The organism is Chthoniobacterales bacterium (assembly GCA_036569045.1).
Taxonomy (GTDB): Bacteria; Verrucomicrobiota; Verrucomicrobiia; order Chthoniobacterales; family JAATET01; genus JAATET01.
In genome coordinates, this window is sequence record DATCRI010000084.1 from 63,565 (window position 1) to 76,527 (window position 12,963).

Genomic DNA, 12,963 nt, shown 5'->3' on the forward strand with positions numbered 1-12,963 from the left:
TGCGGCACGTTCGGCCCGCGCGCCACTCAAAAAGCGAGGCCCTTCGGCGGACCAAGAATCTCCCGAGCGAGGATGGCCCGGCGAAGGCCTTCCCGACTGCGCAGCAAATCCTCGAGCGTCCCCGAAGCGGCCGGCTTTCTGTCCGCCGGAGGAACGGGAGCCGGAACGGGCGCAGAGAAGGGAACCGCCGGCGGCCCCTCCTCTTCGACAACCTCCACGTAGCGCCGCTCGAGATCCGGCGCGAAAACCAGCGGCGGCGGCTCGGGCAGTGGGCGCTCGAAAAGAATCACCGGCTCCGGAGCCGGCAGCGGCGGCGGCACTTCGGCCTCGTCGGGAAGCCCCAGCGCCTCGCGCAACTTCCGCGCAGCTTCATCACGATCGAAAGCCGGCGGGACCGGCCGCAGCGGCGACGGGGCCGCCGGGCCATCGGCCTTCTCGAAGCGCTCCGCGGCCTTGCGCTGCTCGCGCGCCTCGGCAGACTTCTCCAGCAGCCATTTGACGAGGCTGATGGCGCCGATGACGAGAAGGATGACGAGTTGCTCCACGGCGAGTCGCGGTTATTCGGCGGGATGGGAGCTCTTGTCCGGCGTGGCGATCGACTCGCGCATCTGCGTGTCGGACTGGATGTTCTTCATCTTCAGGTAATCGAGCACGCCAAGATTGCCATTGCGGAAGGCCTCGGCCATCGCGAGCGGCACCTCGGCCTCGGCTTCGACAACCTTCGCGCGCATTTCCTGCACGCGGGCCTTCATTTCCTGCTCGCTGGCGACGGCGGCCGCGCGACGCATTTCCGCCTTCGCCTGGGCAACGACCTTGTCCGCATCGGCCTGGGCGACCTGCAACTTCGCGCCGACGTTGTCGCCGATATCGATGTCCGCAATGTCGACGGAAAGAATTTCGAAAGCCGTGCCGCTATCGAGCCCCTTCTGAAGCACCGTCTTCGAGATGCGGTCGGGATTCTCGAGCACTTCCTTGTAGGATGCGGCAGAGCCGATCGATGTGACGATGCCTTCGCCGACCCGGGCAATGATCGTTTCCTCGGTCGCGCCACCGACAAAGCGGTCGAGATTCGAGCGGACGGTCACTCGGGCGCGCACCTTCACGCCGATGCCGTCACGAGCGACCGCGTCGATCGTGGTGCGGCCAGTGCCGGGATTCGGACAATCGATGACCTTGGGATTGATGCTCGTGCGCACGGCCTCGAGCACCGTCTTGCTCGTGCCCTTGATTGCGAGATCGATCGCGCAGGCGCGGTTGTAATCGAGCGGGATACCCGCCTTGTCGGCCGCGATGAGCGCGAGCACGACGTTCGGCACGCTGCCTCCCGCGAGGTAATGGGCCTCGAGCAGGTCGGATTCCAACGGAAGCCCGGCCTTCACCGCCGTCACGCGGCTATCGACAATCAATCCAACCGGCACACGACGCAGGCGCATGCCGATGAGCTTGGCAAAACCGACCGGTGCATCGGCGATCTTTGCCCGCAGCCAGATTCCGAAGAAATTTGCGAAGAGAACCACGGCTATCAGCACCGCGAGGAGTGCCGCACCGAACAAAACAAGGATGAGAGTAGGACCCATGGTGGAAGAATTTCCGGCACTCTATCCCGCTATCGGGCTCCGGGCTAAATCTTTTTCCGCACGACGACGCGAGCGCCTTCCACGGCGATCACGACGATGGGCGTCCCTGCCTCGATGAAGTCGGCTTCCGCCACGACGTCGATTCGTCGTCCCGCGATCAGCGCCTTTCCGGCCGGTCGCAGCGTGGTCGCCGCCACGCCCTCGAGGCCTGCCAGTCCGTCGGATTCCGGCATCGTATCCCCCGAACTGAGCGAACTCGCGAGCGTCAGCCGACGTCCAACGGCCGTCCGCGGGAAGACTTTCATCCACGTGCAGAAGCCCGCCAGGGTGAGCATGCCCAGCGCGACGAGGATCAGCGTGCCGCCCGCCATGCCGAAATTCACATACCCGACGACCGCGGCGCCGATCAGCGCCAGTCCCCCGAGAATTCCGAGCACCCCTCCCGGCAGAAACATCTCGGTGAGCATCAGCGTGAAGCCGACGCCCGCGAGAAGGAGGATGATACCCATGAGAACTACCGGCTCGGCGTGGGCGTCGGCGTGCCGATCGTGCGATCGCCAGTGAGCACTTCCTGCATCGAGCCGACGGCATTCAACGTGGTCTTCTTGACCGTCGAGCCGACCTTCAGGCTGACGTCCTTGGTCGTCGTGCCGATGTCCTTCGCCGTCCGCTCAACGAAGCCGAAAACGCCTCCCTTGAAATGGGTGGGCGTTTTTTCCCTGGGTGCCTTGGTCGTCTCCGTGGTGGTTGCCTCCGTCTCGGCGATCGGCTGACGCGAGTCCGGATCGATCTGCAACGTCTGCACGACCTTCCCGCTTTCCGCCGAAATCTCGAGATCGCCAACCGGAGCGCCCATGTAGTCCGAAAGGCGAAGCTGCCACTGGGGCGCGCCGTCCGCACTATTCGTGCGAAGCGTGTAATCCACCGAGTGAAACCCGACCTTGGCCTCGGAAGCCGCCTTGTTCGCGAGCTTGAAAGCCCCGTCGGAATCGAGATTCAGCCGCGCAAAATCGAGAGCGGTGGACTGTCTCGCATCAGCAACTCCGCGCACCGGCGTCCGCTCCGAAGCGATTTCGCCTCCCGTCACCACGAACTCGCGCACGCCGCCGCGCGCCGACGCATCGCTCATGAGAATCGTCCAGCTCTGCGGCTGCGGCTGGCCAGTCTCGCCCCGCACCTCCACCAGATTCTTGAGGACCGCGTCGCCGCGGCTCTGTTTCACGACCTGCAAGGCCTCGTAAGCGGTGGCGCCCATTGCGCGCCCGGCGGCAAGGGAGAGAAGAACGAAAAGAAATGGGAGCGTTTTCACCAACGGGCACTCTGGCGCAGGTCGACCGGATTTCCAGTGATTTTTCCCGCTCGATTTCGGCCCCCGGGGCTGGAATCCTAAGGATGTGGCGGAAGACATCGCATCGCTGCGCAAATCCCTCGAGATCTACCGCGGTCTTGTCGAGGTCAGCGCACTCATCAATTCGATCACCGATTACGACGAGTTGCTGCGGGCGATTCTCGAGGTCTCCCGCCGAGTCATTCAGGCCGAGGCCGCCTCGCTTTTCTTGCGACACGAGGGCAACAGCCACCTTGATCTCGTGATCGCCTCCCACGGCGAAGGGGAATACACCCAGCCTCGGATCCGCGTGGAGTCCGGCCAGGGCATCGCCGGCTGGGTGCTCGAGCATCGGCAAAGCCTGCTCATTCCCGATGCCTACGCCGATCCCCGCTTTTTCCGGGGCGCGGACCTCGCCACCGGCTTTCGCACCCGCTCGATCCTCTGTTCCCCACTTCACTGGAACGATCAGGTGATCGGCGTGCTGCAGGTGCTGAACCCGCAGGGCAAGGAGTCCTTCGAGCCAGAGGAGCTCGAGGCCTTTGAGGCCTATTCGAACCTGATCGCGACCGCCATCACGAAGCTTCGCGCCATCGACCGCCTCCGCGAGCAGGAGCGCATCGAACGCGAGGTCTCCATCGCGGCCGAGATTCAGCAGGAGCTGCTTTCCCGGGCCATCCCGACCGATATCCCGGGCGTGAACTTCGCAAGCTACAACAAGGCCGCGACCGATGTCGGCGGCGATTTCTTCTTCGTGAAGCCGCGAGGCCCGTCCGAAGTCTATTTTGCGATCGGCGACGTGTCCGGAAAGGGCATGCCGGCCTCCCTCCTCATGGCGCAGACGCTCAGCGCCATGCAGTTCGTCTTCACAACCACGACGAGCCCCGCAAACGCCCTCTCCACGCTCAATGCCACGCTGCACGATCACATCGTGCGCGGCATGTTCGTCACGCTGCTCGTTGGCCGGCTCATTCCCGACTCCGGCCGGGTGGAGATCGCCAGCGCCGGCCACTGCCGCCCGATCGTCGTCCGAAAGGAAGGCGAGCCCCTCGAGATCGTCACCCCTGGCGCCCTGCCTCTTGGCGTGCTGCCTCAGGTCGCCTACCAGCAAGGCAAAGTCGACCTTGCGCCCGGCGACTATCTCGTTTGCTTTACGGATGGCCTTTCCGAATCCCGCGACCCGCGCACGGAGCAATTTTTCGACGAGACGATCCTCGGGCATCTCAGCCGCCCGTTCGCATCGGCACGTTCCATCGTGGATCATCTCGTGACCGTCGAACAAACCCACCGCGACGACACCCCGCCCCGCGACGACCTCACCCTGCTGATCGCCGGCTTCGAATGAACCTGCAGTTGAAATTTCCCGCCCACACGGGAGAACTGGCCGCCATGCGCTCCGCGGCGCGTGATTTCCTTCTCCACGCCGGTGTGCCGGAAATGGAGGCCGAACTCATGGTCCTCGCCCTCGACGAGGCCTGCACGAACATCATTCGCTATGCCTATGGTGGCCCCACCGAAAGCATGATTCGCCTGAGCATCGACCGCCTCCGAAGGAGCGTGCGCTGCACCCTCCGCGACTACGGCAGATCCTGCGATCCCGCGAAGATTCGCAGTCGCGACCTTGCCGATTTTCGTCCCGGCGGCCTCGGCGTGTGCATCATGCACTCCGCGTTCGACCACGTCGTCTTCGAGCCGAAACCTCGAGGCACAAGACTCACGCTGACGAAATCGCTTTCGCCCGCGGATTGCTCCCGCACCTGCTGACTCGGAGTGACGCAGATCAGGCCGTCGCCAGGCGCTCACGCAGCCGGCGGAGACGCAGGATCGTCCGCTCTTCGTTGCGAGTGAGGCGGCGGCCCGACAGCGGCAACTCGAGTTGCTGGTAGATGGGACCGTTTTGCGCGCGGAGGGTCTTCAGCAGTTCGTTGATCATTTTCATATTGCTGCGTTGACTCTACCTTCAGGGATCGGACACTGGCTGTCTGATGGCTGCACAATCCGAAAAAAATTTTGAAGGCTCCGCGCTGGGCCGTTCTTCCCGCCCTCCGCTGGCCCGCATGCTCGCGATTCACCAGCAGCTCCTCGAAGGCCGCATGCCAAACTGCTCGAAGCTGGCCCGGGAGCTCGAGGTCGCCACGAAGACAATCCATCGCGACATCGAATTCATGCGCGACCAGCTCGGCTTGCCCGTCGCCTACGAGCGAGCTTCGCACGGCTATTACTACACGGAATCCGTCTCGAACTTTCCCACGGTGCAGGTCAGCCACGGCGAGCTCGTAGCCCTGCTCATTGCCCAGAAGGCCGTCGAGCAATACCGCGGCACTGCCTTCGAGAAGCCGTTGCATTCCGCCTTCGCCAAGCTGGCCAGTGGCCTTCAGGGCGAGAGCGGCATCGCCCTGCACGAGCTCACCGAGGCGATCTCCTTCCGCCCGCAGGGCCTTGCGGTCACCGAGCTGGATGCCTTCCAGACTCTCGCCGAGGCGACGCTCAAGCACCGCGAAGTGCGTTTCGCCTACCAGACGCTCAAGAAAGGCAACGCGGAGCCCCGACAGGTCCGTCCCTACCATCTCGGCTGCCTCGCGAATCAATGGTATCTCATCGGCTACGATTGCGACCGCGAAGCCGTGCGCACCTTCGCCCTTGCCCGGCTTCAGGACGTTTCGGAAACCGGCTCCACTTTCTCGCGCCCCAGGGATTTCTCGGTAGCCGAAATGTTCTCCGGCAGCTTCTCCGCCTTCCAAACCGGCAAGGTCGAACGCGTCGTCCTGCGACTCGAGGCATTCGCCGCGCGCCTCGCCAGCGAACGCAAGTGGCATCCCTCGCAGGAGCTGCGCCCCAATGCCGACGGCACGGTCGAACTCCGCATGGAAGTAAGCATCGCCCCCGATCTGGAAAACTGGATTCTCAGCTGCGGCGAACACGCCGAAGTGCTCAAACCCAAAAGTCTGCGCGAGAAAATGGCCGCGACCACGAAAGCCATGGCGAAGAAATACAAAGCCTGATACGCAGACGGAAAACGAACATCGCTCATGAGCCTCATCAAGGAATTCAAGGAGTTCATCGCCCGCGGCAACGTCATCGACCTCGCGGTCGGCGTCGTCATCGGAGCGGCTTTCGGAAAAATCGTCTCCTCGCTGGTGTCCGACGTCGTGATGCCGCCCATCAGCATTTTGACGGCAAAGGTCTCCTTCGAGAACCTTTACATCCCTCTCAACGAGGCCGCGGCAAAGGCTGCGGATCTCGCCACGGCCCAAAAGGCAGGCATCATCGCCTACGGCCTGTTCCTCAACAACGTCATCCAGTTTCTCATCGTGGCCGCCTGCATTTTCCTCGTCGTCAAAGCGGTGAACCGCCTCAAACGCGAGCAGGCCGCCGCGCCGCCGCCGCCCGCGCCTCCGACCAAGACGGAAGTCCTGCTCGAAGAGATTCGCGACGCCCTGAAGAACAAGTAGTTCTCCCTTCCGGCCGCGAAGTGCGCGGAGGGATTCCCGGTCGGATTCTCTCTCCTTCGATCTTCGCGTTCCGCCGAAAAAGAAAAACGCCGTCCCGCATGGCGCGGAACGGCGTTTGAAGTTTCTGGCTTGCGAGTCGCTTAGAACGCGAAACGGAGACCGCTGCGGAGATTGCCGACATTGCCGGAACCGCCGTAGAAGTAACGACCATCGACGAAGAGGCCGATGTTCTTGGTCACGCGATACTCGAGACCGCCACCAACGTTGCCGTAGCCGATCGTCGTGCCGTCCCAGGCCGCACCACCGCCAACCATGAGGTAGGGAGCGAGGCTGATCGAGCAGATCGGGTAACGGACAAAGAACGTTCCCGCGAGCGGCATGTGCTCGGCGGTGCCGTTGTTGTCATACCAGGCAGCTTCGTAACCGATACCGAAGTATTTCGCGAAGAAGAAGTTCAAGCCGAAGCCACCACCGGAACCGGTGCTGAGCGTGCTGCCCTTCGAACCGAAGAAGCCGGTGTAGAAGGTATCGAGCTGGAACTCCATGTCGCGGAATTTGCATTCCTCGGGAACGACCGGAACCTTGTCCTTGAACGACTTCGATTCCACGCCTGCAAAGGCGTTGCCGGCGACGAGAGTCGCGGCGAGCAGAAGGCTGAGTGTGAGTTTTTTCATTTGTTTTAAGGGTTTTCCCGCAAATCAGATTTGGCACCCGATAGCAGTGCCCGAAAAATAAGAAGAGAGAGCCAATAATGTCAACGCTTTCCCACGGAGCAGAATTTATTAAGTCCTTGCCTTTCAGCCATCAGTCGCGCAGGGCGCGGAGTCAGTTCTCCGTGAAGTCTGTCGAGAACGGATTCCTCGATCGAACGCCTCACAGCCTGGGACGCGCCTTGAGATGCGCCGCCGCGGCCGCCGCAGAAGGAGCCTGGTCATGCCTTCAAGGACGGCGGATGTTCCCACTTCAATGTTTTGCCGACAGGCACTGTTGGGGTCGTTCCGGCGCTGGTTCACAATCTTCACCGCCACGACGCTCGTCGTGGAATGCCCCCTTGCTCCGGCCAAACATGCATGACTGGCCCGCTCCGAAAAAAGAAAAGGGCGGCTCCGAAACGGAGCCGCCCTCGACGATAGCCTGTGGTCGGACTTACTTGTAGGAAGCCTGCGCGCCCTTGGTGCTGCGCTTTTTGATCCAGGGCATGAGGCCGCGGAGACGCTCGCCCGTCTTCTCGATCGGGTGAGCTTCGCCGGCCTTGAGGAGGGCGTTGTATTTCGGATAGCCGGACTCGTATTCCTTGATCCATTCCTTGGCGAACTTGCCGGTCTGGATGTCCTTGAGGACCTGCTTCATCCGCTTCTTGGTGCCGGCGTCGACGATCTTCGGACCAACGGTGACGTCGCCCCACTTGGCAGTCTCGGAGATCGAAAAACGCATGCCGGCGATGCCCGCTTCGTTCATGAGGTCGACAATGAGCTTGAGCTCGTGGAGGCACTCGAAATAGGCCATCTCCGGGCTGTAACCAGCCTCGACGAGGGTCTCGAAGCCCGCCTGGACGAGCGCGCTGGCGCCGCCGCAGAGCACGGCCTGCTCACCGAAGAGGTCGGTCTCGGTTTCTTCCTTGAAGCTGGTCTCGATGACGCCGCCGCGGGTGCCGCCGACACCCTTTGCCCAGGCGAGGGCGATGGCTTTGGCCTTCTTGCTGGGGTTCTGGTAGATCGCGATGAGGGCGGGCACGCCCTTGCCCTCGGTGAACTGGCGGCGGACGATGTGGCCCGGGCCCTTCGGGGCAACCATGATCACGTCGATGTCCTTCGGCGGAACGATCGTCTTGAAGTGAATCGCGAAGCCGTGGCTGAAGAGAAGCGTCTTGCCCTTCGTGAGGTTCGGCTCGATGTCCTTCTTGTAGATCGAAGGAATCTTCGTGTCGGGCACGGCGACAAAGATCACGTCGGCTTTCTTGACGGCCTCGGCGGTGTCGAGGACTTCGAATCCGTAGTCAGCGGCGACCTTGCGGCTCTTGGATTTCGGGTAGAGGCCGATGACGACCTTGGCGCCGCTCTCCTTGAGGTTGAGGGCATGGGCATGGCCTTGGGAGCCGAAGCCGATCACGGCCAGGGTCTTGCCTTTGAGCACTTTGAGGTCGGCGTCTTTGTCGGTATAGATTTTAGCGGGCATGATGAGGTGATGCTGTTCTGACGGGGGTGAAAACTCTTAGTCGTTAGTGCGCGAGAGAGCGACCTTGCCGGTGCGGGTGAGATCGATGATCCCGAAACGCTCCATGAGGAGAATGAACTTATCGATCTTGCCGCCGGTGCCGGTGACCTCGATGGAGAGGCGCTCCGGCTGCACGTCGATGATCTTCGCGCGGAAAATGTCGCAGATCTGCATGACCTCGGCGCGGGTCACGGAATCGGCCTTCACGCGCATGAGCACGAGCTCGCGATCGACGTATTGCTCGTCGTGAAAATCCTGCACGTCGATCACCTCGACGAGCTTGTCGAGCTGCTTGGTGACCTGCACGAGCACCTTGTCGTCGCCGCGCACGACGATCGTCATGCGGGAGGTCGTGGGATCGAGCGTCGGGCCGACGTTGAGACTGTCGATGTTGAAGCCGCGACCGCTGAACATCCCCGCGACGCGCGTGAGCACGCCAAATTTGTTTTCAACGAGGACCGAGAGAGTATGGCGCATGGCAGGTGAAGGAACCGACGACACTGCGGAAGAACTTTCGCTTCGTCAAACCGTTTTGTGCTCGCTACGGTGCGCTCTTTATGTCCAGCGCCCGACTCGAACTGCCCGCTCACCCGTTCAAAGCCTATATTTTCGACTGCGACGGGACGATCGCGGACACCATGCCCGCGCACTTCAAGGCATGGACCCGCGCTCTCGACGAACTCGGTGGCACCTTCCCTGAGGATCTCTTCTATGCCTGGGGCGGCAAGCCCACGACCGTCATCGTCCGGCAACTCAACGAGAAATTCGGCACGAACCTCGACGTGAACGTCGTGCCGGTCGTGAAGGAACGGTATTTCGCCGAGCTCATCCCCGAGGTGCTGCCGATCGAGCCGGTGGTCGCGCTCGTGAAGCAGTTCCACGGCACGGCGCCCATGGCCGTCGCCAGCGGCGGGCACCGCGAGATCGTCATCAAGACACTCGACGCCCTCGGGCTCACCCAATACTTCGACACGATCGTCGGCATGGAGGATGTCGAGCACGGCAAACCCGCGCCGGACCCGTTTCTGGAAGCCGCCCGCCGGCTCGGCGTGGATCCCGAAGCCTGCCTCGTCTTCGAGGACAGTCCGACCGGCATCAAGGCGGCCATCGCCGCCGGCATGAAATACGTGCTCGTGCCCACTCCGGCGATCGCCGCGACGATCACTCCGCCGCCAGCGGCCTGACCCGGCCGGCCGTCGCCAAAGGCCGGCGGATGTTGTAAATTGCCGGCGTGGAAGCGTTGCTCCTCCAGCAACTCGCCGTCTCGTTCGGTCTGGGCTTTTTGCTCGGACTCGAGCGCCAGCGCTCGGACTCGTCGATCGCGGGCATCCGCACCTTTCCCTTCATTTCCGTCCTCGGCACCGTCTGCGCCCAAATGGCCCACACCTTCGGGGGATGGATCGTCGGCGCGGGCCTGCTGGCGCTGGCGGCCGTGGTCATGTTCGCAAATTTCGCGAAGCTCAAGGCGGGTCCGCCCGATGCCGGCATGACCACCGAGGTTGCCGCCCTCTTGCTCTACGCCGTGGGCGTGCTCGCCGGCATGGATCACCTCGCCGTCGCGACCGTGGTCGGCGGAATGATGTTTGTGCTTCTGCATCTCAAGCAGCCCCTGCATCGCCTCGCCGCCGCCGTCGGCGAGCGCGACATGCGGGCGATCGTGCAGTTTGTCGTCCTCAGCCTCATCATTCTGCCGGTATTGCCTCACGAGGACTACGGGCCCTACGGCGTTTGGAACCCCTTCCATATCTGGCTGATGGTGGTGCTGATTGTCGGCATCAGCCTGAGTGGTTACATGGCCTACAAATTCCTGGGCGCGCGGACCGGCTCGTTGCTGGGCGGAGCGATCGGTGGATTGATTTCCAGCACGGCGACGACGGTAAGTTTCGCGCGGCGAGCGAGTTCCCAAGCCACCGTCGTCCCCCTGGCAGCGGTCGTCATCATGGTCGCCTCGTGCACCGCCCTCGCCCGGGTGCTGATGGAGATCGCCATCGTCTCACCCGCGCTTTTTCCCGTCATCGCGCCGCCCATTGCCGTGCTCTTCGCGGTGGCGATCGCCATCGCCGGGAGCCTGTATTTTCTGGTCCGGAAACAGAGCGCACCTCTTCCCGAGCAGCAGAACCCCGCCGAACTCAAGGCCGCTCTCATCTTCGGAGGTCTTTACGCCCTGGTCCTCCTGGCCGTCGGGGTCGCGAAGAATCACTTTGGGCCGCCGGGCCTCTTTGCGGTGGGCTTCATTTCCGGCCTCACGGACATGGACGCCATCACGCTTTCCATAGCCCAACTGGCGGGAGAGGGCAAGGCTGACCCGGCCACCGTTTGGCGGACGATCCTGATCGCGGCGCTGGCAAACTTTTTCTTCAAATTTGCGATCGTCGCCGCGGTGGGCTCGCGAATGCTCGCCCGGCGCATCGGCGTGGCCTTCGGAGGTGTGGTCGCCGCCGGCGGATTCATCCTCTGGGTCTGGCCCGGATGATTCGCGCTTGCCAGCGGTTCGATCCCTTTCATCTTCAGCAGGAACTTGATGGCCGGATTTCTCAACGTTGCCGCATACCAATTCGCCCGCCTCGACGGCCTGAAGCCGCTTCGCGAGCGTCTGCTCGCTCACTGCAGGGCAGCGGGACTCAAGGGGACGATCCTGCTCAGCCCGGAAGGCATCAATCTCTTCGTTGCCGGCGGACGGGCCGAGATCGACGGTCTCATGACGGAGCTGCAGGCGATTCCCGGGCTTGCCGGCCTCGCGCCCAAGTTCAGCGAGAGCGCGGACCAGCCATTCAACCGCATGCTCGTGCGGATCAAACGGGAAATCATCGCGTTCGGCGTGGAGGGGATCGACCCGGTCGCGCGCCCGTCGCCGAAACTGCCCGCCGCCACCCTCAAGCAATGGCTCGACGAAGGCCGGCCCGTCACGCTGCTCGACACCCGCAACGACTACGAGGTGAAGCTCGGCACCTTCCGCGGCGCCCGCACGCTGGGCATCGATCATTTCCGCGAATTTCCCGCCGCCACGAAGACGCTGCCCGCATCGCTCAAGGACGAACCCGTGGTGATGTTCTGCACCGGCGGCATCCGCTGCGAGAAGGCCGGGCCGTTCATGGAGCGAGAAGGCTTTCGCCACATTTTCCAGCTCGATGGCGGCATCCTCAAATATTTCGAGGAATGCGGCGGGGCTCACTACGACGGCGAATGCTTTGTCTTCGACCAGCGCGTCGGGGTCGACCCGAGCCTCCGCGAGACGGATTCCGGCCTGTGCTTCGCCTGCCTCGCGCCCCTCACCGCCGAAGATCAGCGCGATCCCCGTTTCCAGCCGCCGCACGCCTGCCCGCATTGTCACAAGGAGCCCGCCAAGAAAATGGCCGAGCTCCTTGCCAGCCGGCAGGAGGCGATCCGCGACGCCACAATGCCCCTGCCCGGCAGCGCGCCCGGTGAGCATCGGCGCCCGGTCCACGTCCCCGCATCATGCGACCGCCTGCCGCTGCTCGACATGCTCACGACTCTTTTCGGCCACATTTCGCGCGAGGAATGGCAGCGCATTTGCGAGACCGGCGCCTGGCGCGATACCGCGGATCGCCCGGTGAGCGCCGACCATATCGTGCGAGCCGGCGAACGCTATGTCCGCTGCACGCCTGGTGTCGTCGAGCCCGACGTCAGCGCCGACATCCGCATTCTTCACGAGGACGAAGCCATCCTCGTCGTGGACAAACCCGCCCCCCTGCCGATGCACCCCGGCGGCCGGTTCGATCGGAATACGCTGCAATCCATTCTCGCGACGGTCTACGCGCCGCAGAATCCTCGCTCCGCCCACCGGCTCGACGCGAACACCACCGGCCTCGTCGTCTTCGGTCGCACCCGTCACTTCACGCGCCTGCTCCAGCACCAGTTCGAGCACGGCTCCGTCGAGAAAACCTATCTCGTGCGGGTGCAGGGCCGGCCGGCCGACGAGGCATTTGCCTGCGCGCTGCCCATCAGCGCCGGACCGGGCGACCTCGGCGCTCGCACGGTCGACGAATCCAACGGCCTGCCCGCTCGCACGGAATTCCGCGTGCGCGAGCATTTCCCCGACGGCACCACCTTGCTCGAGGCCCGGCCACTCACCGGCCGCACGAACCAGATTCGCATTCACCTCTGGCAGCTCGGCCTCCCCGTCTGCGGCGACCCGACGTATTTACGCGGCCACCAGCTCGGCGACACCCAGACCCTTCCGCTCGGCGCCCCGCCACTCGAGCTGCACGCGTGGAGACTCGCCTTCGCGCACCCTCTCACGGCCGAGCGCATCGCCTTCGAGGCGACGCCGCCCGCCTGGGCGCAACCCCCTTTCGCCGCCGTCGCATGAGCCCCCGATCCAGATTCGCCATCGCGCTTCTCTGGATCGTCATCCTCGCCAGCGGGCTTTGCT

Annotated in this window: 15 protein-coding genes; 7 read left to right on the forward strand and 8 right to left on the reverse strand. The window is 63.5% G+C overall.

The features are described 5' to 3' along the window. Positions 1–26: 26 nt before the first annotated feature. The 4 genes from VIM61_14930 to VIM61_14945 are packed head-to-tail and all read right to left on the reverse strand — an operon-like array spanning position 27 to position 2,886. The gene (locus VIM61_14930) at positions 27–545 is read right to left on the reverse strand and encodes a hypothetical protein (GenBank protein HEY8901703.1); all 519 of its coding nucleotides are present in this window, start codon (positions 543–545) and stop codon (positions 27–29) included. 12 nt (positions 546–557) lie between these two features. Continuing rightward, positions 558–1,577, reverse strand: coding sequence for a flotillin-like protein FloA (floA, locus tag VIM61_14935; protein ID HEY8901704.1), 1,020 nt, complete (start codon positions 1,575–1,577; stop codon positions 558–560). 44 nt (positions 1,578–1,621) lie between these two features. Further along, entirely contained in the window at positions 1,622–2,086 is a 465-nt protein-coding gene (locus VIM61_14940; GenBank protein ID HEY8901705.1) for an NfeD family protein, read from the reverse strand. A gap of 5 nt (positions 2,087–2,091) precedes the next feature. After that, positions 2,092–2,886 (reverse strand): hypothetical protein, encoded by a 795-nt coding sequence (locus tag VIM61_14945; GenBank protein ID HEY8901706.1) that lies wholly within the window; start codon positions 2,884–2,886, stop codon positions 2,092–2,094. An 85-nt stretch (positions 2,887–2,971) separates the two neighbouring features. Between VIM61_14945 and VIM61_14950 the strand changes: the two genes are divergently transcribed. Both VIM61_14950 and VIM61_14955 read left to right on the forward strand, forming a co-directional pair. Beyond that, positions 2,972–4,249, forward strand: a complete 1,278-nt coding sequence (locus tag VIM61_14950) for a GAF domain-containing SpoIIE family protein phosphatase (protein ID HEY8901707.1) — start codon at positions 2,972–2,974, stop codon at positions 4,247–4,249. Further along, on the forward strand, positions 4,246–4,668 hold the full coding sequence (locus tag VIM61_14955; protein ID HEY8901708.1) for an ATP-binding protein: 423 nt from the start codon (positions 4,246–4,248) through the stop codon (positions 4,666–4,668). Before VIM61_14950 ends, VIM61_14955 begins: the two co-directional genes overlap by 4 nt. 16 nt (positions 4,669–4,684) lie before the next feature. Here VIM61_14955 and VIM61_14960 read toward each other — a convergent pair whose 3' ends face one another. Next, positions 4,685–4,837: a hypothetical protein gene (locus VIM61_14960; GenBank protein ID HEY8901709.1), complete on the reverse strand. Its 153-nt coding sequence runs from the start codon at positions 4,835–4,837 to the stop codon at positions 4,685–4,687. A gap of 52 nt (positions 4,838–4,889) precedes the next feature. Between VIM61_14960 and VIM61_14965 the strand changes: the two genes are divergently transcribed. Further along, complete coding sequence (locus tag VIM61_14965) at positions 4,890–5,906, forward strand: WYL domain-containing transcriptional regulator (GenBank protein ID HEY8901710.1); 1,017 nt, start codon at positions 4,890–4,892, stop codon at positions 5,904–5,906. Positions 5,907–5,933: 27 nt separating this feature from the next. Continuing rightward, positions 5,934–6,356 carry a large-conductance mechanosensitive channel protein MscL gene (gene mscL / locus VIM61_14970; GenBank protein HEY8901711.1) on the forward strand — a complete coding sequence of 141 codons (423 nt, stop codon included), beginning with the start codon at positions 5,934–5,936 and terminating at the stop codon, positions 6,354–6,356. Positions 6,357–6,496: 140 nt separating this feature from the next. Here the strand turns inward: mscL and VIM61_14975 are convergent, their stop codons facing one another. From VIM61_14975 to ilvN, 3 genes are all read right to left on the reverse strand, one after another. Then, complete coding sequence (locus tag VIM61_14975) at positions 6,497–7,030, reverse strand: hypothetical protein (GenBank protein ID HEY8901712.1); 534 nt, start codon at positions 7,028–7,030, stop codon at positions 6,497–6,499. A 472-nt stretch (positions 7,031–7,502) separates the two neighbouring features. Beyond that, entirely contained in the window at positions 7,503–8,531 is a 1,029-nt protein-coding gene (gene ilvC / locus VIM61_14980) for a ketol-acid reductoisomerase (GenBank protein HEY8901713.1), read from the reverse strand. A 36-nt stretch (positions 8,532–8,567) separates the two neighbouring features. Further along, complete coding sequence (gene ilvN, locus VIM61_14985; protein HEY8901714.1) at positions 8,568–9,047, reverse strand: acetolactate synthase small subunit; 480 nt, start codon at positions 9,045–9,047, stop codon at positions 8,568–8,570. Positions 9,048–9,127: 80 nt separating this feature from the next. Between ilvN and VIM61_14990 the strand changes: the two genes are divergently transcribed. Genes VIM61_14990 through VIM61_15000 form a run of 3 tightly spaced genes read left to right on the forward strand, consistent with a single transcriptional unit; the run spans position 9,128 to position 12,900 of the window. After that, positions 9,128–9,754, forward strand: a complete 627-nt coding sequence (locus tag VIM61_14990) for an HAD family phosphatase (GenBank protein HEY8901715.1) — start codon at positions 9,128–9,130, stop codon at positions 9,752–9,754. Positions 9,755–9,801: 47 nt separating this feature from the next. Continuing rightward, complete coding sequence (locus tag VIM61_14995; protein ID HEY8901716.1) at positions 9,802–11,043, forward strand: MgtC/SapB family protein; 1,242 nt, start codon at positions 9,802–9,804, stop codon at positions 11,041–11,043. 48 nt (positions 11,044–11,091) lie between these two features. Beyond that, positions 11,092–12,900: a pseudouridine synthase gene (locus VIM61_15000; protein HEY8901717.1), complete on the forward strand. Its 1,809-nt coding sequence runs from the start codon at positions 11,092–11,094 to the stop codon at positions 12,898–12,900. Positions 12,901–12,963: the final 63 nt, after the last annotated feature.

Coding starts and splice junctions, on each gene's coding strand:
- VIM61_14990 (HEY8901715.1), top strand. CDS start 9,128: ATGTCCAGCGCCCGACTCGAACTGCCCGCTCACCCGTTCAAAGCCTAT.
- VIM61_14940 (HEY8901705.1), bottom strand. CDS start 2,086: ATGGGTATCATCCTCCTTCTCGCGGGCGTCGGCTTCACGCTGATGCTC.
- VIM61_14975 (HEY8901712.1), bottom strand. CDS start 7,030: ATGAAAAAACTCACACTCAGCCTTCTGCTCGCCGCGACTCTCGTCGCC.
- VIM61_15000 (HEY8901717.1), top strand. CDS start 11,092: ATGGCCGGATTTCTCAACGTTGCCGCATACCAATTCGCCCGCCTCGAC.
- VIM61_14955 (HEY8901708.1), top strand. CDS start 4,246: ATGAACCTGCAGTTGAAATTTCCCGCCCACACGGGAGAACTGGCCGCC.
- floA (HEY8901704.1), bottom strand. CDS start 1,577: ATGGGTCCTACTCTCATCCTTGTTTTGTTCGGTGCGGCACTCCTCGCG.
- ilvN (HEY8901714.1), bottom strand. CDS start 9,047: ATGCGCCATACTCTCTCGGTCCTCGTTGAAAACAAATTTGGCGTGCTC.
- ilvC (HEY8901713.1), bottom strand. CDS start 8,531: ATGCCCGCTAAAATCTATACCGACAAAGACGCCGACCTCAAAGTGCTC.
- VIM61_14960 (HEY8901709.1), bottom strand. CDS start 4,837: ATGATCAACGAACTGCTGAAGACCCTCCGCGCGCAAAACGGTCCCATC.
- VIM61_14965 (HEY8901710.1), top strand. CDS start 4,890: ATGGCTGCACAATCCGAAAAAAATTTTGAAGGCTCCGCGCTGGGCCGT.
- mscL (HEY8901711.1), top strand. CDS start 5,934: ATGAGCCTCATCAAGGAATTCAAGGAGTTCATCGCCCGCGGCAACGTC.